We start from the raw sequence: 19292 nt of genomic DNA on the forward strand, positions 1-19292 counted from the left end.
GGTCGTGCGCGCTTGTTCTTCACGGACGAGCGTTGGCAGGCAGAGTCCAAGAAACACTATGCCCGTCTATCGTTACCCAGCAAGGCTGCCACTTTCTTGGGGTCTCCTCGTTTTCAGTGCAATAAGTGACGGTACGCAAAGCTAGCTGAGCTGCCCGCTGTTTTTCGTCTTCCAAGGTTCGATGATTAATATTGAGACTTGAAGGACGAGAAGTGAAGAAGATACCGAAACGAGAGTACACGGCTGAGTTCAAGGAGCAGGGCGTCAAGCACGCTCAGGCGATGGGCATCGTGGTGGCTGCCAAAGAGCTGGGCCTGGTCGAGCAGACGCTGCGCAACTGGGTGAAAGCGTCGGCAGCCGGCAAGCTAACGGCACCCGGTACCAAGCCGGTGACGCCCGAACAGATGGAGCTGTCCAGGCTGCGCGCGGAGAACGCGCAGCTGAAGATGCACGTCGACATCTTAAAAAAAGCGACGGCGTACTTTGCAAAGGATGCGCTGTGAAGTACGCCTGGATCGACGCGCAGCGCCGCGAATTTCCCCTGCCAGACATGTGCGATGTGCTGACCGTGAGCATCAGCGGTTACCGTGCCTGGCGCCGTGGCGGCACGCCCGACCGTACGCGCTTGACGGACCCGCTGGCCGTGGCCTTGATCAAGAGCATCCATGCCGAAGTGAAGGCCTCCTACGGCTCGAGGCGCATGCACCGGGAACTGCAGGGCCGAGGCCAGCGCATTGGCCTGCGCCGCGTAGAGCGGCTGATGCGCGAGCACGGTATCCGGGCACGCCACAAGCGGCGCTTCAAGGCCACGACGGACTCCAAACATTCAATGCCGGTGGCACCCAACCTGCTGGCGCGCAACTTCACGCCGGAGGCACCGAACCGGGTGTGGACGGGCGACATCACCTACATTCAGACGGGCGAAGGCTGGCTGTACTTGGCCGTCGTGCTTGATCTGTTTAACCGCGAGGTCGTCGGCTGGTCGATCAAGCCGCGCATGACAGCCGATATCGTCACCGACGCGCTGACAATGGCCTGGTTCCGGCGCAAGCCCGAAGCTGGGGTGATGTTTCACAGTGACCGCGGTAGCCAGTACGCCAGCCAGGCCATGAGCGCCAAGCTCACCGCATACGACATGACGGCGTCGATGAGCCGCAAGGGCAACTGCTGGGACAATGCGCCTACCGAAAGTTTCTTCAACAGTTTGAAGAACGAGCGGGTGCACGGTACGACCTATGCAACGCGGGCCGACGCGCAGGCCGATTTGTTCGAGTACATCGAGGTGTTCTATAACCGGAGGCGCCGCCACTCCACGCTAGGCTACAGCTCGCCAGTTCAGTTCTTCGAGAGCTGGATCAGCAAGCATGCTGCTCAGCAATCCCTGGCGGCATAAGTGCGACCCGCTGGAAGACGAAATTCGATGGGCACCTCATTACCGCATCCTCGCCAATCTTCACCCGCAGCGCGTCAAAGAAAACGACCGGGTACATCGACTCCAGGGGGCGGCTCTGCCAAGCCGTGACCTCGCTCATGACGGCGTCGGTGACGCTGCTGATGAGGTCGGGCGAGACGTCTACCGAGTACATCGCGGCGAGAAAACCCTGGATCTCGCGCACCGACATTCCGTGGGCATACATGGCGACAATCTTGTCGTCAAAGCCGGTAAAGCGACCCTCGTGCTTGCCAATGAGCTGCGGCTCGAACGTGGGCGTGACATTTTCCCTTGAGCGGATGGCAGCGCAGCTCACGACGTGTTGCATCCACGGGACGTCGCCAATGTCGACCTGCATGTATTCCTTTCAACTTCGACGCCCTTCCCACATCCCGCTACCGAATGTGATTAAGATAATGCTACATTATCTTAAGTCAAAAAACAGGTGACAAAAATCGCTCCCCCTGTCGATCTGGGTCGAAAACCCAATCCAATCAAGGACTTGCAACGTCGCCAGACCCGAGCGAATGTACGTTTCATACATCGGCTTGGTCCCCACCATTTCGCACATCTGCGCGCTGTGGCCGAAGGTATTGACCTCAACGAGAGCGCCCTGCGTTACCTCGGCATCGAGCACGGTAACGAGGCCATCACCGCCCACCGGCAAACTGTGGATCAGGTTCGCGCCATCGCTCGGCGTAGAGGAGACTCAGCGTGGCGTCTGATAGGCGTGCGGATTCGGGTCCAGGACTTCAGCTTGCGGCCCAGCCTGGAAGATTTCATCGTTGACCGGGACCTGGATGGATGGAGCGAGTCCGAGCAACTGGAGTTCTACGAGGCAGCTTTCCCGACCGACCACAAGGCCGAACGGCGCGACCGATTGCGCCGCAGGCAGCTGGAGCTGTTGCGAAGTCTGGAAACGAGCAATGCCGAACAGCCCAAACCCCAGGACATGGTGACCGGCTGGTTCGACGAGCGCAGCGCAACCAAGCTCGTCGGCGCGGGGTTTATCAACCTAGGCGAGATGGCCAAAGCCATTGCTGCCGGGGGACGCTGGTATCGCAACCTACCGGGTGTGGGCAAAGGCAAGGCCCAGCGCATTGCGGCTCACCTCCACACTCTCATCCCGTCAGCGACGCCACCCTTGAGGCGCCTCTTCGCCCTGCCCTCCTCTGCCCTGGCCGACCATCCGCTGGAGCTTGAATGGCTCCCTAGAAACGCTTATCAAGAGTCTCTGCAGACACCGCCAATGGAGCTACCTCTGTCGGGGTCGGGCTCCATGCTCAATGCCTCAAGCGACCTGCAGGCTATGCGCACCTGGATCCAGACCCATGCAGGCTCTGCCGCCACGGTCAAGAGTTTCTGGCGGGAGGCTCGTGTCTTCATGCTCTGGCTCCAGTGGGAGCGCGGGGGCATCACTTTTTCAGAGGTCAAGGTCGAGGACTGCCTGGCGTTCAGGGCCTTCACCGAGAACATACCGGCCCACTGGATATCGCGTGAGCGCGCCAGCCCTGGCCAACCCGGTTGGGCACCATTTCGTGGACAGCTTTCGCAATCGAGCCGGCACCACCTGCTCAACATTGTGGGCGCCCTCTTCGCTTATTTGAAGTTGGCCGACTACATCGGCCAAAACCCATGGCCGCTGATCAAGACCCGCGCCTCAATGAAAAAGACTGCTGTCAACAGCGTAGACACTCGCGCCTTTTCCGAAGACGCTCAGACTGAAATCCAACGTTTCATTGATGCACAACCACCCTCCCCTTCCCGCGCGCGCATGCGGTTCATCGTCGGATTCTTGTCGGGTGTCGGACTGCGCGCCTCTGAATTGCTGGCAGCCAGGTTGGGCGATCTGCGCTATGTCAGCGGAGGGTATGTGTTGCAGGTGATAGGCAAAGGAGGTACGCCGCGTGTCGTAGCCATCCCCCCTTCTGCCTTGGTGGCACTGGAGGACTACCTCGAGGCCCGCGGTATCGGCAGCCTGCAGCAAGCTCCTGTAAAAGCTCCGTTACTGGCCAGCGCCAAAGGTCCCATGGAATCCATTGGCTACCAGGCTCTGTACCTCACCGTACGCACCTGGTTGAGGAATGCGATTAACGCATCCCTCCTCCCCTCTGCCGAACGTCAATCGCTTGCAGGCGCATCGGCACACTGGCTGCGACATACCTTTGCAACTCGCGCAATTAAACGCGAGGTACCCATGGAAGTAGTTCAAGCTCAGCTGGGTCACGCCAATATCAGCACGACGATGAACATTTACGCCAAGGCTCCATTGGAGCGCCAGATCGAAACCATCTCTGCCGCGTTTAAGTGAAATTGACGACACCCAACGTTGTCGAGAAACTTGCTGAAATGAATACACCAAATCCATCCTGAAACCACATGGCGTTCGACGCATTCGATCCCATCAGCAAAAGGGTCTCTTCGTCTAATTAAGCAAAGTTTTCACATTCCAATGGTGCGCCATAGCATATCGATGTACGGGGACTCCTCTTGAATGGCCGCACATCTACGGCAACTCCTTGATTTCGGAAATAGTGCTCTTCAAGCACTCAAGACTTTTTGCCTAACGCACCCGCCCCTCTAAATTCCAAAACCCCAAACACCGCAGCCACCCAGACTCGTTATTGTTGCTGCCACATCCGCTCATCAACGAACAAAACCCCTAATTCATTAGGCAAGAAATTTTCAGCAGAGCAGCTCCACCCACAAATACGGCACGTATCAAGCCTGCTGCCAGAACTCGTTGGACATCCACAGACCCAACGCCCCTACCGTGACCTCCCACTTACGGCACTTCTGAAAAATCTCAGAAATAATCCGACACAGGGCAGGCACCCGAACCAAACAACAAACTCAACGACGAGAAGTTGGCTCGAGCCAACCCATCGACCCCTAGCTATTCAGCGAATGCTGAAAAAACTCCAAACACAAGCAGATCAACACCCGCGCACAAACCACCCCGGGCACTATCGCCCCTAAAGTCAGTCACCAGACTCACATCGACATGTGTGACGCGAAAAGCATCTTGGCTCGAGCCAACCCACACGTCTTCGGCTCGGAAGTTGGGGCATCAACCGATGCTTGGCTCGAGCCAAGATTCTGGTTACTGATTTCCAGGCGACGAGCTGCAACCGATGTTGCATTTGTTGAAAATATTCAAGTTGAATCAGATTTAATATTGACTAGGCATTGTATTTTCATAGAAAATATGCCGATACGTTTTTTGCCTTATGAAAGAAATTTGATATGGTTATCACCATCGGAGCAGAAAAAGGCGGCGTCGCAAAGACCAGACTTGCAACTCATATAGCAGCTTTGGCAGCGGCAAATGGCGTGGATGTCGTTCTTTTAGATACGGACAAGCAAGGATCGGCGATGAGCTGGTCAAAGATTCGTAACGATGAGGGCGTCACACCATCAATTCCCGTACTCGCTTTGCCACCGAATCCAGCACGTGAACTCGCAAATCTCTCGAAAAAATACACCTTGGTCGTTGTAGATATCGGAGCTCAAAACTACAGAACCATGCTCGAGTGCGCATTGCTCAGCGATATCGTCTTAGTTCCATGTGGTGCTGACCAGCAAGAAGTTGAATCGACTTTGAATGTCTTCGACACTCTTAGAGAGATGGGGCCCCGCCACGAGTCCGGCGAAATTCCAGCCCACGTCGTTCTCACTCGCGTTTCACCGCTCGAAGGTGCCAAAGCCACGGCGGAACTGCGCGAGTTCCTCACCAGCGAGGGTATCTCGGTGTTCAAGTCTCAAATTGCTCACCGCACCTCTTGGCTGGCCACCGGCAAGAGCGGTCGCGCAGTGCATGAGCTAAAAGGCCGCGAACGCTCACAAAAGGCGGTTGATGAAATGCAAGCTGTTTACGACGAGATCCTAAGCCGCATCAATGGTGAGGAGCAATGAACATGGCTACCAGTTTTAAAAAACGCGAAGTCTCCGCTGACCGCGTCGCTGCAGTTGAATCAGTCTCAGCAAGCATTCCCATCGTCGGTGATCCGCGCATGAGTCCATCCGAGATAGGCCTAGCAGACACGCGCCCCGTGCTTATCACCTCAGGAGTTGGTTCGAGCCAAGATCGGACTGCGGTCTCTTCAGACTACCAGGTAGGAACCGTCTATGACGTCCCTGTCGGCCTCATCAAGTCAAATCCATTCAATCCCCGCGCTGTCTACACGACCACTGCAGTGGACAACATGGCTCTTTCGCTGTCGACTTCAGGACAGCGCATCTCCGCTACTGGCTACATTGACGACCAAGGGAGCATCACCCTTATTGAAGGTGAGACGCGGTTGCGCGGCGCCCGCGCCGCGGGACTTGCGACGTTACGCATCGAGATTCGGCCCCGTCCGGCAAGCGATAGAGAACTCTACGAGGAAGCTCGCGCGGCCAATGTTGAGCGACGCGAGCAGACGCCTCTGGATGACGCGATCAAATGGAAAGAGCTGCTAGCAAAAAAGGTCTATCAGACTCAAGCAGCATTGGCAAAATCTCTCGGCCTGGGCGAAGACCACGTCAGTCGAACGCTGTCGTTGGCCGGCCTGTCCAACAGAGTCATACACGCCGTAGCCGAGAACCCGGAGCTGCTAAATCACAAGATGCTCAATGCACTCCGTGAATTCTGGGATGTCGAGGGAGATGAGGCTACTCTCGAACTCATCCTCGAAGTCGCAAAAACAGGCATGGGATATCGCGACGTCGTGGCCAGGCGCAAAGCCGCTGTCAAGGGCCCCGTGAAGCGCCCTCGCTCCACACGTGAGGCGCTCAGCTTCAAAGGCGCTAAAGGCGAACTCAAATCCTTCGAGGAGGACGGCCGAATCGAACTCAGTCTGAGGGGTCTCAGTCCCGAGACTGCCCATGAAATTACGTCGAAACTAATGGCATTGTTTTCGAAAGAGTAATTCGCTTCGGGGCAGGGCAGGGCAATCTAGCTTCACGCGCGATTTGATGGGGATACCAGCGCGGAAGTCAGGTCAACGAGCTGCTTGCGCAAGGCTTCTGTTTCGCCTGTCATTCGCCCGATCTCCACCGCTTTATCAGTGACCGCCTGGCGAGCGGTGGCGACTTCTGCCAAGGCAGCTGCAAGACGTGCTTCCAGGTCTGGAACCTTGGATGCCTTGATTTGTGCATCTGTCAGCGCCTCGATAACTTTTGAGAGCTGTTCATTGGTTCTCTCCAAAAGTTGGTTTTGAGATTCTTCGAGTTCTTCCATGCGCCGGATCTCGGAGAGGGCAAACTCCAGATCGCGAGCGATGGTTGTCACCTTACCTTCTGCGGCGTCCCTGACTGACTGTGTTTGCTTGTTTGCATCTCGCCAAGCCATGGCCCAGAGCTGGCGCCCAAGTTCTGCGCTCTTTTCAAGCACGAAGGAGGGTGTTTCGAGGCCCTCTTGCGCACTGATCTCGCGCTGGACATTCCATGCGTCAAGGTAGCGTTTGATCGTTGTGTACGATCCGCCCCCAATCTTTGCCTGCACATTGACGATGCTTGGCTCTGTACCATCAGATACCAGAGAGCTGGCGGCATCAAAGACGAGTTCTTTGGTGGCGAGTGGTCGTGCCATAGGGTTTTCCTTTGTTACGGTAATTATCATAATTACCGTAATTATTGTCAATTTGACATGTCTAGGTCATCGATGAACCCACGAAGTGTCTACTTCGCTGATCAACGCGCTTGCATGTTCGTTGAGACATGATTCATGGCCCGTTCTCGAAAACCTGCAAATCTCATTTCGCACAGCTCGACCTGCCCTGGCTTGGACAGCGAGTCCACAAGCTGATTCCACTTTGATTGCCGCGCACTGGATCAACGCCTTGACGCCGGGGCCAGCGGAAGATTTGCAAGTGCTGAGAAAGTTTGCAGATTCAGAACCACTTCTCGTTGCCAGAAATCCCAAGGTGAGATTCTTCAGGGACCAAATCTGAGCACCAAGCTTAGAAGAAACATTCAGAGTTGCTCATGACGGCAGCGACAACTGAAAGGGATGTAGACAGCAGGCTATCCCTCGCACGCTTATCGGTGTAACGCCTGTGTAGCGAGTCAGGAGGTGAGCCTTTACAGGGACGAGCGAAAGGTGAGCTTTTTCAGGGACAAATCTTCACCGAAAAGCTGATCTCATCTCCTTTGCTCAGCACGATGACATCTCGGAGAACCAAGGATTCCAACTGGTCCCCGTTAAAGCTCACCTTTTGGTTGCATTACGCCTTTCCTGCGGATCAAGACTCACCATGGTGGCTACTTGTCGTGGTCTCTGCTTTTAGGGGCCTCTTGGGGGCCATTTCAGGCTCATCTTGAGGTGTCCATTTTGGATAAAGCCTTGAATAAGTCCCTGTAGAAGCTCACCAGTCAGTTAGTGTCTCGAAAGAATACAGACAAAAAATGATTTCCATGAGAGCGTGTACTCACTTTGGTTGTGTTCTTGAGCGCAAACCACAGAAAGCAGGTCCCTGAAAAAGCTCACCTTTCCTTGACTGGAGCGGTATGGTGGGCTTTATGTTGAAGTCTTGTGTCCCTGGAGAAGCTCACCTTTGTTGATGCGTGAGTGCGAGAGTCCACTTTCGCCGTTGCGTCGTGCAAGGTCCCTGTAAACACTCACCTTTTGGACTACAGGGATGGATTTACGTCTTACCGGTGGTGCGAGTATTGAGGGTAACTAGCAAGAAAATGGTCCCCGTAGAGGCTCACCTTAAGAAACCAGCCGCTGAGAGTCTGCAAAGGTCCCCGGAAAGGCTCACCTTTCTACTATTCCAAGTAAGCGGGGCAGCTCAGCTAGCAAAAATTTAGTGCGAGGTATTCTTGGGCTGTGGTCCCTGCAGAAGCTCACCTATCAGGATGTAGTTGACAATCCTCTTCCCGATGACGTATGGGTTCGTGATCCTGAAGCGCGTTCAGAGAAGCTTTGATCTAGCACCAAGGTGGCTGCCATTGTGGAGGAGAGGAGGGCAAGGATAGGATCAGTTGTGCGCTGTAGAAGCAGTTGCTGTGATTGAACTTGTACCAGGAGTGCTTGAGTGTCCCCGAGCTGGCTTCCCGGTCTTTCTGGAGACGGTTTTTGGTTCCTGTATTCCTCAAAAGAGACACCGTTACGTTGAGAATCTTTTTGAAAATACCCTTGGATCATTTAAATACAAATTAAGTGAGGGAAAACGCAGCACTGGCGCGGGGAAGGGCGCGATCCGGTGAGTGGATTCGGGGACCAAGGTGAGCATCTACAGGGACACAGGTGAGACTCACCGGGGAGCAAATGAGTTTTGGGTGAGCTTCTACAGGGAGCATAGGTGAGTGGATTCAGGGACATTGGTGAGCCTTTACAGGGACCTGATCTCTTGTACCTGTTGGATAACTGCTTGAGATTTAAAGAGAAGCTATCAATTCATGCGGTGAGCGCGCTATGATCTCATCGAAAAGTGAAAAAGCGAGGTGCTCATACAAAGGTGAAAAATTTCATCGAAATTTTCACCGATGATGGCGGCCATTGCTGCGGCGAAAGAGATGGGCAGGTGACACTGAAAGGCTGTCGATGGCGACAAGGAAGAGCAAGGCTCGAAGCGATGCGCTGACGACCCTCGAATCAGGCGATCTCAAGCAATTTCGAAAGACGAACGAAGCCATCGGTCTTCGTGTTGTCGAAGGCAACCTGTCTTTGCTGTCGCGCAAGGTTTTCAATGTGATGATGTATCACGCGCAGGAGATGAAGGAGCCCGGCCTTAACGCTCCCATCAATACGCCAGCTGCAAAGAAATATTTTTGGATACCGTTGTCAGACCTGGCTCGAGACGCCGCATACGACAGCAAAGACGTCCAGTACCTCAAGCGACAACTGGAGGACATGCAGAACATCAAGCTGCTCATGGAGAACGAGCGCCAGTGGACCAGTGAGCGTTTGGTTTCGTCGGTGACGTTGGTGAACCCCGAGGGGTTCAATAAGCACTCTGGCCAAGTATGGTTCGGTTTCGCCTTCCCGCCAGAGGTCCACGAGCAAGTTATGGCACCGAGTACTTATACGCGGCTGTCAATCGTCTACCAAAGTTCGCTCAAATCCGGCTCGGCGCTTGCTCTCTATGAGATCTGTAGGCGCTATGCCACCAACCCGTCGAAGTTGACCTTTATCCAGAGCTACGAGCACTGGTACGGTGTCATTACTGGAAATCCGATATCCGCTGAGGCTCCACCGGTATACAAGTATTTCAAGCGGGACACGATCAAGCCAGCCATTGCGGAAATCAATGCGCTGACCGACATCAACATTGAGCTCGTTGAGCATAAGAACGGGCGTAGGGTGGAAAAGCTTCAATTTCGTGTCGAGCAAAACAAGCAGCCGCAGCTCGAATTCCCCGCACCTCCAGTGATCGATGTGGAGTTGATTGGAAGAATTATGAAGTTCGGATTCAGCCAGACTGACGCATCAGACTTGGCCGCTCAGTACCAAGACGATGTCATCCGCGCTGCCATTTCCCGAGTGGAAATCAGAGCAGAGTCCACCAGCATGAGTCCACTGGGCACGCCGGCGGGGTATTTCCGATGGACACTCCAAGACATTGCTAGAAATCCGAGTTCTTTGCTGTTAAGCGCTCCCAAGACGATTTCTAAAAAGAACCCCGCAGGTCCGTCGGTGATGGAGAAGTTCCTCGCCGCACGCGCGCAGGACGCGTTGGCCGTTTATAAAGAGCTCGATGAAAAGGAGCACAAGCAGATCTTCGACGCGTTCAAGGCACAAAACCTAAACAAGTCCATCAAGCTTGATAAGGGCATCGAAAGCGCCATGGTCCGCTCCCTCTTTTCAACCTGGTATGCCAAGGAGCTCTGGGGCGAGCCTACAGCCCAGGCTCTGGCGCAGTTCATTGAGCAATTTCAGCCCGCAGCATAGCAACGACGTTTACCGTTTGCGCAACCCTTCGGGGGAGGGGGCAGTATTTCCATCGTGAGCAAACCTCCTAGGGGCATCGGCATACCGGTGCCGATCTTCGCGAGCGACTAGGCCCGACAATTGAATGCACACTACATGACCGGACTTCACAGTCATCAGCGTTTTCATTTGCTGATCAACTTTTCATTTCTATGCTTTGCGCGTAGCTTTCGGATATGAGATGGCATGATGGCTTAATGTTTCTTACGTCATGTAATGTGCATTCAAAACTTCAAGAAAGCTCTATGTCTGACTTGCCTCTGCAGGAGAATCACCTCTTATCCCCTGTGCCGAGGCCTTTGGGACCAGAGGTGTTTGAGCTCTGGTTCAACAATCGCGCCAACGACGATCGCGATTGGCTAACCCCTAAGGGGGCGGTTCTTTATCGGCTAATTTGGAAACGCTGGCTTACGTCGTTGAGTCAACATGCCAACATCGACGGGCAAGCTATGTCTGCCACCGCTTGGCACAAGGCCACTGCCGTAGACGTCCACAATTTCATCAACGGCAGCTTACGGGCTTCAAAAAAACAAGGTACGGTCAGTCTCATCACTCGCAGGCGCTATTGGAGCGCCATAAACCGAATCTACCAATTCGCGCTGTCACAGAAGTGGGTGAATGCAAATCCGGCTCTTGGCTTGCTGGGGGAGGACATGCCGCCAAGCGAGGATCCCAAGGGGACCATCCTCTCAAATGCGCTCTGGAAAGCAGCGTTTGCTGCCTTCCCAGTTGGTGATGACCTGATTGAGAGGCGAAATCGCGCGATATTGATGGTAATTTTTCATCTTGGACTTGCTCCCAGAGAGATACGGCAACTGACGGTGAAGGACGTATTGATCGAAGGAGATGAGGATCCACGCAAGGCAATTCCGAATGGCAAGATCACTGCGTTGCGGGTAGAAAACGAAACACGCGGAGACCACAGGGTCATGCATGTGCCAGCGTCAGTGGCGAAAGCCCTCGGAGAATGGCTGTCCGCCCGTAAGTGCTATGAGCCGGCCCAAGATCATGAGGTGCTGTTTTGTTCGCGGAAATCGCCATCCATGTCTATGCACGCACTCCTGTATCTGGTGACCAAAACCATTCGAACGGCATGTCAAAGCAGTAACCTGCCGTCTCCCGCGCGTCTGGGGCCACAGGTTGTCCGAAACACCGTCCTTGTGCGATGGCTCAATAGTGACTTCACTGTCGAACAAGTGGTGAAGGCTGCAGGTCTGAAGAACGCGAAAGGGCTGTACCACCTTCGTGACTTAGTGCACCACGAGGTGCGCATTGCGATCTCAAAACACGTGCACGAGGGGATCGGTCTGATCTAAGCGGCCTTGCCCCCGGTCATCAATGGCTGTAGCCTTCCCCGCATGGAACGCGCGACTCCTACTTTTCACGGATTGGATGCTGATCAGCTAACTCAGCTAGCAAGGGAAGCTGTGGCCAACGCGGTCGCATCGAACGCACGCGCTGGCATCCCCCTCACCGGGTATGTCGATGGCCGCGTGCAGACGATCCAGGCTTCCGACCCCCGGATTGCAAAGTTCCTGCAGAAGCAAAGCGCTGGCCTTTGTGTCCCGTCCATTCAGATCGAACGCGATCCAGACACGTGATTGCTGGTGGGCAATGTGCCAGGAATCCCAGGTGCGTACACCCAAGGTGAAACCATCGAAGAACGCTGCGCACACCTGACAGAGGTATTGGAGATGCTGCAAGAACACACCGCAGTCGCCCTCAAAAGGCAGCCTTTCGTACTGGGATGATGTGGGCTTCATCCTCAATGGACGACGCGTCATGGTGTGGTGGCGGCATCCTCGGGACATCTTAAAAGAAGCTATCTCCTCCCTGGCTTGGGACGAGGCTGGTGACGGCCCCCGGGATCGCTGGCTGATCGAAGGGGGAACCCAGAACTACAAAAAAGTTGGCAAATCGGGCCGGCGGAAAAAGCTGAGCAGCTACACCAGTCGCGAGCCTTCGGTGGCGCAGAGACAACACTACGCCACGCTATTCCAGATTGAGGAAAGGTTGATGAGGGATGGGATCGACCTGGAAGTTCGCCCGTCATGGAAATGGGAGCGTCTCAGTTGGGCCATGGGCGTGACCCTGGCGGCACCACTTGAAGTGCGCAATGAGCAAGAGGTCGCAGAAGTGGCCCACCTGGCCCGCAACCTCATCTTGCGCAAAACCACGTTGGCACAGGAATTCCCGGACTATGTGTACGATCGGGTCAGCTGGCTGCGTGACCAAGCCGTATTGACTGCGCAATCACCCAACGAACCACGCAACTCAGCCGCACACGGGCTTGTGATGGCCCTTCGATAACAGGCCGTAGAAGAACGAAGGTGGCGGTTAATGACCGTTCATGGCTCTACAGGCCATTTTGCAAGTCGCTGTTCTTGACTGACGGCCGTACAGGCCTGAGCACGACCAGTGGGGAACTGCTTGTGGCTCGATTCCGGAAGCTTCTTTGAAAACACCAGGTATCAAAGCGGCAGAGCGAATCCGGCAGCTGGAAGCACAAACATGATGTCAACGGGTCCACTCTCTTGCCGATGCGGCTGCAGACCGAAGGCGCGCTAGATGCGGCTGACGGCCGTTTGCGTCATGCATGTTTCCTGAGCCATCGTGCAAGTGCTGCTGCGCTACGTCGGACGGTCTGCGACGATACTTGCCGCGCACCCTGTCACTTTGGAATCGAGCGCTGCGGTTGTTTCCCGATCGGGAAACATATGGATAGATCATGTCCTAACCGAACTGAACATTCCCGATCGGGAAATATTGCTTGCACATAGTCCGGTTATGGCTGATAATTTCCCGAACGGGAAACGTAGCGAGCCATGACATCCATTCGATCCCCGCAACAACTCGGTGATGCACTGCGTGCCGCACGCAAACAGCTCGGGCTGACACAGCCTCAGCTGGCTCTGGCGGCTGGGGTAGGGGTGCGCTTCATTGTCGAGCTTGAAGCAGGCAAACCCACCTTGCGACTGGAAAACGTGCTACGGGTCATTGATGCCCTGGGTGGTGAGATTCAGTTGAGCGGGTTGCCATCAACCGTAGTCGACGATCAATGTGAAGGTGGCAACCATGGTGCATGAACTGGAAGTCTGGGTTTTTGCAGATCGTGTCGGCACGTTGGCGCTGGTTGATGGTCGACTCAACTTTTGCTACCTACCCGATTGGCTGTCACACAAGGACGCCATCACCTTGTCTGCCTCGCTGCCCCTGCAAGCGGAGCCGTTCGACGATCGCAAAACGCGCCCCTTCTTTGCGGGTCTTCTGCCCGAAGGGCAGATGCGCCGCTTGATTGCGAAACAATTCCAAGTTTCAGGCCAGAACGACTTTGCACTGCTGGACCACATTGGCGGCGAATGCGCCGGGGCTGTGACGTTCCTAGAGCCGGGACAAGCTTTGCCTGTGCCGACCCGTAGCGATGACGTTCAATGGCTGAGCGAGGAGGAAGTTGTTGCCATCCTGGATGAACTACCGCGCCGCCCCATGTTGGCAGGCCAAGACGGCTTGCGGCTTTCATTGGCAGGTGCCCAGGACAAACTACCGGTGGTGTTTGACGGTGCCCGCATTGGTCTGCCCCTCAACGGAACGCCTAGCTCGCATATCCTGAAACCGGCCATTCACGCTGTTGAAGACAGCGTTAGCAACGAGGGATTCTGCATGGCACTGGCTGAGGCCATGCAGCTCAAGCCAGCGAAATCAAAAGTACACAAGGTATTGGATTGCTCCTTTCTGCTGGTTGAACGCTACGACCGACTGATTGATGCGCAGGGGAACCGTCAACGCCTTCATCAAGAGGATTTCTGCCAGGCGCTGGGTGTGGTGCCAGAAATGAAATACCAAAATGAAGGTGGTCCGGATCTGGCGCAGTGCTTTGATCTGTTACGCAGTGCGACACGCCCCAGTGCACCGCAGGTTCTGCGACTGCTCGACTATGTGATCTTCAATGCGCTGATCGGCAATCATGATGCGCACGCCAAGAATTTCTCACTGCTGTACTCGGGCAAGGCGCCCGTTCTGGCACCGTCTTACGACATGCTCTCGACGGCAGTGTATCCAACACTGACGCAAAATATGGCGATGAAAATCGGCAGCAAGTACAAGTTCAGCGAAGTCCAGGCGCGTCACTGGGAGCAGTTTGCTGAAAGCGTCGGGCTAACCAAAGCGCAGGCCAAACGGCGAATTCTGGAGCTTGCAAAGTTACTGCCAGCGAATGCACGCAAGCTTCAGTTTGCCCCTGAACGAGGTTTTGTGAAGAATGACGTGGTAGAGCAAATCAGTACCTTGATAGAACACCGCTGCGCACTGACGATTCGGCGGCTCAACGTCCCCGCCACCGAATCCTCTGTCTGAACCACCATGCCGACGCGAGCAATCCGAGCGTTGCGTCCTTGAGCTTCTTCAGTGCGCGGGTTGCTGGCAGCGCTGCAGATTCACCCTCGACGTGGGCTGCGTGCCTTGGGCGTAGAGAGGGCTGACTTTGCTGATTGCCTGATCGAGTGTTCTCTTGTCGAGAATCCACCCTTGGAAGCCGACCAATGCCTATTTTGTTCTTGGATTTCGACGGGGTTCTGCATCCAGAGCATTGCCATGAATCGAAGCACTTCTGCTGCTTGCCAGTGTTGGAGAGCGCATTGCGCCAAGTCCCTGAATTCAAGCTGGTGATCACAAGCACTTGGCGACTGCAAAGTCCGCTGGAGCAACTTCGACAAAGGTTCAGCTCGGATGTGGCAGTCAGAATCGCAGGAACCACCCCAAAGTACTTTGATCTGAACGACGTCCCACAGACGCTGGTTGGCTACGAGCGGGAAGCCGAGTGCCATGCATGGCTCCGGATGCATGAGGCTTCCCATCTGCCCTGGCTGGCGGTTGATGACCGTTCATGGCTCTACAGGCCATTTTGCAAGTCGCTGTTCTTGACCGACGGCCGTACAGGCCTGGGCCCGACCAGCGGGGAACTGCTCGTGGCTCGGTTGCGGAAGCTTCTTTAAAAACATCAAGTATCAAAGCGGCAGAGCGAATCCGGCAGCTGGAAGTGCAAGCCTGATGACAACGCGCTCCTCATTGCTCTTGACGCAGACGGCGTACCACCGGACTACAGCCTGGCCTAGGCCAAACTCTTCACAAGAGATGCAACACTTGAAGCAAGTCGGCCACCGAACAACCCCAACGTCATACCGTTACTGTTGATTTCCATGCAACCGCACCCCCACCTGGGGGTTAGTGGGTCACTTCTGCGTGGAAATCAACACAAGATACGCCATAGTTGGAGGTCGGCTCCTTCGAAAAATGGGAGCCATCTGTCACAAGAAACGCCATCTTTGGTGCACAGAAGCCGAGCCAAGCCATCGGAATGCGCAGAAAAGTGTGTGGTTCCACCTGAAGAACATTGAAGCCGTGTATTCACAAGATACGCGATGCTCAACTTGTAATTTCCTTATAAATCAAATACTTAGCAGCATACGTGGTGTGCGACCTGCGTCCTATCTAGTCACAAGACATGCCATGTTTGGCTTATGAAATGGCCAAATTTTCTGGCGGGCACCTGGAATTCTTCACAAGAAACGCCATACATGGCATATCTTGTGATCAATGGCAATCACAAGATATGCTAACCATGGGTTTAGCAAGCTCGAAGTATGTGGTCACAAGATATGCGATAGATGATGCCAATAAATCTAATGAAATCAACAACATAGAAGAGTGCTTGCTGTCAAACGGATCGTTCATGCGTCACAACACATGCCATGTTTAGGGGCGGATTCAAAAGTGAAGTGCAACACCTGCCAACCTGTAAGGTCCGCAGATGCCAACCGCCTCCTCGCACTATCACCTGCGCCAGCCTGAAGACCGCGTCACTATTGCCAGCCTGAGGCAGCAGAACCACAGCGTACGAGCCATCGCGCGGCAACTGCGCCGATCCCCGGCGACCTTCAGCCGCGAACTCCAGCGCAATGCCTGCTCCTCTGGCTATGACAGCGCACATGCCCCGTGTTTGTTTCCTGCAGCGCAGGCGTTGCGGCAGGCCAGCGATGAAGCTGCATTCCGAGTCGATCTTGTCCGCCCTGGTAATCCATCTGCTGCGGCTGCGCTGGTCGCCCGAGCAGATTGCCCTGACACTGGCACGCTTGTATCCCCCCGGCCAAGAATACCGCGCGTCACATGAAACCATCCACAACTGCATATATGCCATGCCCGTGGGCGAGTTGCGCAAAGAGCTGTTCGCCACCCAGCGCCACGGCCATAACAAGCGACTGCCGCGCTAGCCAAGGGCAAGGGCAAGGGCAAGGACCGTAGAAGCCAGATACCGGACAGGCTGAGCATCCATGTGCGCCTGCCCGAGATTGAAGACCGCCAGTTCCCCGGGCACTGGGAAGGTGATCTCATCAAGGGGCGAAGGCAATGCCAGTGCAGTGAGAATATTGGTGGAGCGCACATGGATGCTGGTCAAGCTGGTCAAGCTGCCTAAGTTCAAGCCGGCCACGTCTTGCAGGCCTTCACGAACAAGCAGCTGGGCATTGCACAGCCGATGCGCCTGAGCATGACGTACGACCAGGGTCGGGAGATGGCCATGCGTAAGAAGCTCAGCGAGCAGACCGGCATTGCCGTGTACTGCACAGCCCATTGCAAAGGGGACCAACGAGAACATGAATGATCTGGTGCGCCAGTACCTGCCCAAGGGGACGGAACTGAGCATCCACAGCCAGGAGCAGCTCGATGCCATTGCCGATGAAATCAACAACCGTCCCAAGAAGGGGCCGGGGGTACGATCACCGCGGCGGTGTACCGCGAGTTGCTGATCAACAACCCACAGCACTACACTCAGATTCATTGAAATCCAAGGTGTTGCACTTCACTTTTGAATCCGCCCATCAGCAATGGGCAAATAATCGTCCATGCGATATTTCTTGCCGCCGAGGGTAATTTCTTCATAGCCCTCACGAATCGCCTCATCGACACGTTCAACCACAAGAGGATCGTCTTTGATGCCAGGCTTGATCCTGTCGCAAACCATATTCATCGGCAGGCCAGCAACCATGCGACGTATCTCTACTTCGTTCTTTCCGCGCAGTTCACCCGCATAATCGCTCAGGAAGTAATACAGGCCACCCAGGAACAGTGCTTTGTATTCGGGCGAGTCAGCGTAATTTTCTGTGATGGCGCGGGTTTGTCGGGCGCTGGTTTGAAGTACCACGTCTTTGCCTACGAAATACTCCGCGCCGTTAACCGTGACATTCGCACCAGAAAGTGCGGCCATTCCCATAGATGTTTTATGTACCGACGATACATGCGAGCACTGGCTGGGAAATTGAAATGCCTTGATCGTGTCGTTCTTTTCGCGGCGAGATGCTCCTTTAACAGAGAAATAACCAATATCGAGCGCGACGACGGGGATTTGAAATGTGGAATTAGCCATATCTGGATGAGCAATAGTTGGGAACGAGCGAAATCATCCTCGATTTGTGGGAAATCACGAATCTCCATAAGGCACTGATACGGTCGGATGCCCTATCAAAACCGCAAAGAAACGTGTTGATAATCACCATACTGGCCTTTGACTGGCGCGCAAAAGGCCACTGATTGCCAGATGGCGTATGGGCTGGCGGCGCAAACACAATGCGACGGGCAACGGGAGGCCCGCTCCGGGCCAATAGCAGGCCACTTGGTGCCACACCCCACCAGAACCACCCATGACCCGCTGGAGCACATGCCAGTGATTGGCCTCATTGGGGCCACTGATTGGTCATGCACGGAGACAGGGCGCCCGAACAAGCGTGTGCGCTGGGTCGCATCCATCGTCACAACATCTGCCATCCATGACGGCAAGGTATCGGAGTCGCCACCCCACAACACTCCGCAAGCCTCGACTCGCTCCAGGCTCACAGCGTGAGTCCTTGACGCACCGGACAGGGGCCAAGGACACCCCAGAACACATCGAAAACGCCGTTTCGAGCCCTTTGCCAAGGCGACTTTTCGCCTTTTTTTGCCCCGCAACCCAAGTTCTCGGCCAAGGAGAACCATTGCTCGCGGCCAGTATCCATGCGGGTTTCAAGACCGAACACGAATTCCAAACGGGTTTCGACGGGTTTTTTAGAGATAAATCGGCCTGCAAAAAAGTGACTTTTGATGCTTTTCATGTCAGAATCCATTCCCAATGACCTTCGGGTTGTTCCTGGGCTTGATGCTCAACCTTCAAAGTTGCCGCTCGCGGCGTTCAAACCAGCTTCAGATCCTGCGTACAGCGGGATGGTCGAAGCAAACCAAAAAAGGCCCGTCTGGGTCTTGGTGCCGGGGAAGTTCCTTGGCCAAAGTCAGTTCCAACTGACTGAAGTAGTGAATCCCTCCGATGAATTTCGGAAAGGTTCTAGCTCTACGTACCGATCAATGCCGGAAGCCTGATTGCTTCTTTGTGTTGGACATTCCAAAGCCACATTTGCCCTCGTGCACATACCCGGAAGAAATTCCATGATGGGTCACTGTGTAGTTGAGGTGAGCAGATGAAGAGCGGGATGTCTGATGCCGGATATTGAAACGCGTGCGGCGCCCATCGCCTGGGTTCCGTAGAAAGTAGAGTGCAGAGGTTCGACCGATGATCGAACTCAGTTTGCCACTTACGGCACTGCCTGCCTTGGACGACGCCTTGTTGCGTTTACCTTGGTGACCCATAGCGGGTGAATGGGCACAAGTTATTACCGGGTTGATTACGTACCAATGATGTACGGATCAAACCGGATGCTAATTGCTTGTGTTCCACACCGTCCACGCGGGGGAGCTGCATTGTGTGTTCCGTTCTTTTTCACACATTGCACCGGGAGACTTCACTAAAAATACTCCAAAGACGGGACTGGGGTCCCCTCGTTTTCAGTGCAATAACTGGCGGTACGCAAACCCAGCACTGGCGCGGGGGTGGTGTTGGTAGATCGTTGATTCTGTTGGCTTTCCTGT

At 54.8% G+C, this 19292-nt stretch carries 16 protein-coding genes and 3 pseudogenes; 14 read left to right on the forward strand and 5 right to left on the reverse strand.

Annotated features, from left to right (window positions below):
• Positions 1 to 212: 212 nt before the first annotated feature.
• A protein-coding gene (locus tag B7Y64_RS17315) for an IS3 family transposase (RefSeq protein ID WP_114655109.1) occupies positions 213 to 1393 on the forward strand; the annotation gives its coding sequence in 2 pieces (ribosomal slippage) (positions 213 to 459 and positions 459 to 1393; 1182 coding nt in all).
• On the opposite strand, the pseudogene B7Y64_RS17320 reads toward B7Y64_RS17315, so the two are convergent.
• Positions 1380 to 1706: pseudogene (locus B7Y64_RS17320) on the reverse strand (transposase); the annotation flags it as partial. The gene B7Y64_RS17315 and the pseudogene B7Y64_RS17320 overlap by 14 nt on opposite strands.
• A 306-nt stretch (positions 1707 to 2012) precedes the next feature.
• On the opposite strand from B7Y64_RS17320, the gene B7Y64_RS17325 reads away from it, so the two are divergent.
• The 3 genes from B7Y64_RS17325 to B7Y64_RS17335 all read left to right on the forward strand — a co-directional run bounded on the left by B7Y64_RS17325 (position 2013) and on the right by B7Y64_RS17335 (position 6342).
• Positions 2013 to 3743, forward strand: coding sequence for a site-specific integrase (locus B7Y64_RS17325; protein ID WP_232476754.1), 1731 nt, complete (start codon positions 2013 to 2015; stop codon positions 3741 to 3743).
• A gap of 935 nt (positions 3744 to 4678) precedes the next feature.
• Positions 4679 to 5347 carry an AAA family ATPase gene (locus B7Y64_RS17330; protein WP_086929081.1) on the forward strand — a complete coding sequence of 223 codons (669 nt, stop codon included), beginning with the start codon at positions 4679 to 4681 and terminating at the stop codon, positions 5345 to 5347.
• Positions 5348 to 5349: 2 nt separating this feature from the next.
• A complete protein-coding gene (locus tag B7Y64_RS17335; protein WP_087748586.1) occupies positions 5350 to 6342 on the forward strand; it encodes a ParB/RepB/Spo0J family partition protein in 993 nt (330 codons plus the stop codon).
• A gap of 32 nt (positions 6343 to 6374) precedes the next feature.
• Here the strand turns inward: B7Y64_RS17335 and B7Y64_RS17340 are convergent, their stop codons facing one another.
• On the reverse strand, positions 6375 to 7004 hold the full coding sequence (locus B7Y64_RS17340) for a DNA-binding protein (RefSeq protein ID WP_157667155.1): 630 nt from the start codon (positions 7002 to 7004) through the stop codon (positions 6375 to 6377).
• 1125 nt (positions 7005 to 8129) lie between these two features.
• On the opposite strand from B7Y64_RS17340, the pseudogene B7Y64_RS19015 reads away from it, so the two are divergent.
• From B7Y64_RS19015 to B7Y64_RS17380, 9 genes and pseudogenes are all read left to right on the forward strand, one after another.
• Positions 8130 to 8195 (forward strand): annotated as a pseudogene (locus tag B7Y64_RS19015) (phage DNA packaging protein J); the annotation flags it as partial.
• A gap of 765 nt (positions 8196 to 8960) precedes the next feature.
• Positions 8961 to 10307, forward strand: coding sequence for a replication initiation protein (locus B7Y64_RS17345; protein ID WP_086929083.1), 1347 nt, complete (start codon positions 8961 to 8963; stop codon positions 10305 to 10307).
• Between the two features lie 284 nt (positions 10308 to 10591).
• Entirely contained in the window at positions 10592 to 11662 is a 1071-nt protein-coding gene (locus B7Y64_RS17350; RefSeq protein ID WP_157667156.1) for a site-specific integrase, read from the forward strand.
• A gap of 436 nt (positions 11663 to 12098) precedes the next feature.
• Positions 12099 to 12656: a hypothetical protein gene (locus tag B7Y64_RS17355; protein WP_232476749.1), complete on the forward strand. Its 558-nt coding sequence runs from the start codon at positions 12099 to 12101 to the stop codon at positions 12654 to 12656.
• A gap of 515 nt (positions 12657 to 13171) precedes the next feature.
• Positions 13172 to 13432 (forward strand): helix-turn-helix transcriptional regulator, encoded by a 261-nt coding sequence (locus B7Y64_RS17360; RefSeq protein ID WP_086929086.1) that lies wholly within the window; start codon positions 13172 to 13174, stop codon positions 13430 to 13432.
• Positions 13422 to 14699 (forward strand): type II toxin-antitoxin system HipA family toxin, encoded by a 1278-nt coding sequence (locus B7Y64_RS17365; protein WP_291325187.1) that lies wholly within the window; start codon positions 13422 to 13424, stop codon positions 14697 to 14699. Before B7Y64_RS17360 ends, B7Y64_RS17365 begins: the two co-directional genes overlap by 11 nt.
• Positions 14700 to 14884: 185 nt before the next feature.
• Complete coding sequence (locus tag B7Y64_RS17370; RefSeq protein WP_086929088.1) at positions 14885 to 15337, forward strand: HAD domain-containing protein; 453 nt, start codon at positions 14885 to 14887, stop codon at positions 15335 to 15337.
• Between the two features lie 815 nt (positions 15338 to 16152).
• Positions 16153 to 16248 (forward strand): annotated as a pseudogene (locus B7Y64_RS17375) (hypothetical protein); the annotation flags it as partial.
• A gap of 130 nt (positions 16249 to 16378) precedes the next feature.
• Positions 16379 to 16612: a hypothetical protein gene (locus tag B7Y64_RS17380; RefSeq protein WP_232476756.1), complete on the forward strand. Its 234-nt coding sequence runs from the start codon at positions 16379 to 16381 to the stop codon at positions 16610 to 16612.
• Here the strand turns inward: B7Y64_RS17380 and B7Y64_RS17385 are convergent.
• Positions 16609 to 16995 (reverse strand): hypothetical protein, encoded by a 387-nt coding sequence (locus B7Y64_RS17385; RefSeq protein ID WP_291325185.1) that lies wholly within the window; start codon positions 16993 to 16995, stop codon positions 16609 to 16611. The two genes, B7Y64_RS17380 and B7Y64_RS17385, sit on opposite strands and share 4 nt — an antisense overlap.
• Between B7Y64_RS17385 and B7Y64_RS17390 the strand changes: the two genes are divergently transcribed.
• Positions 16994 to 17146: a hypothetical protein gene (locus B7Y64_RS17390; protein ID WP_232476751.1), complete on the forward strand. Its 153-nt coding sequence runs from the start codon at positions 16994 to 16996 to the stop codon at positions 17144 to 17146. The two genes, B7Y64_RS17385 and B7Y64_RS17390, sit on opposite strands and share 2 nt — an antisense overlap.
• Before the next feature lie 53 nt (positions 17147 to 17199).
• Here B7Y64_RS17390 and B7Y64_RS17395 read toward each other — a convergent pair whose 3' ends face one another.
• Both B7Y64_RS17395 and B7Y64_RS17400 read right to left on the reverse strand, forming a co-directional pair.
• A complete protein-coding gene (locus B7Y64_RS17395) occupies positions 17200 to 17763 on the reverse strand; it encodes a hypothetical protein (protein WP_143218421.1) in 564 nt (187 codons plus the stop codon).
• Between the two features lie 463 nt (positions 17764 to 18226).
• Positions 18227 to 18484 (reverse strand): hypothetical protein, encoded by a 258-nt coding sequence (locus B7Y64_RS17400; protein ID WP_143218422.1) that lies wholly within the window; start codon positions 18482 to 18484, stop codon positions 18227 to 18229.
• Between the last annotated feature and the right edge of the window lie 808 nt (positions 18485 to 19292).

The sequence above is a fragment of the Acidovorax sp. 35-64-16 genome (genome assembly GCF_002281195.1).
Lineage (GTDB): Bacteria > Pseudomonadota > Gammaproteobacteria > Burkholderiales > Burkholderiaceae_C > Acidovorax > Acidovorax defluvii.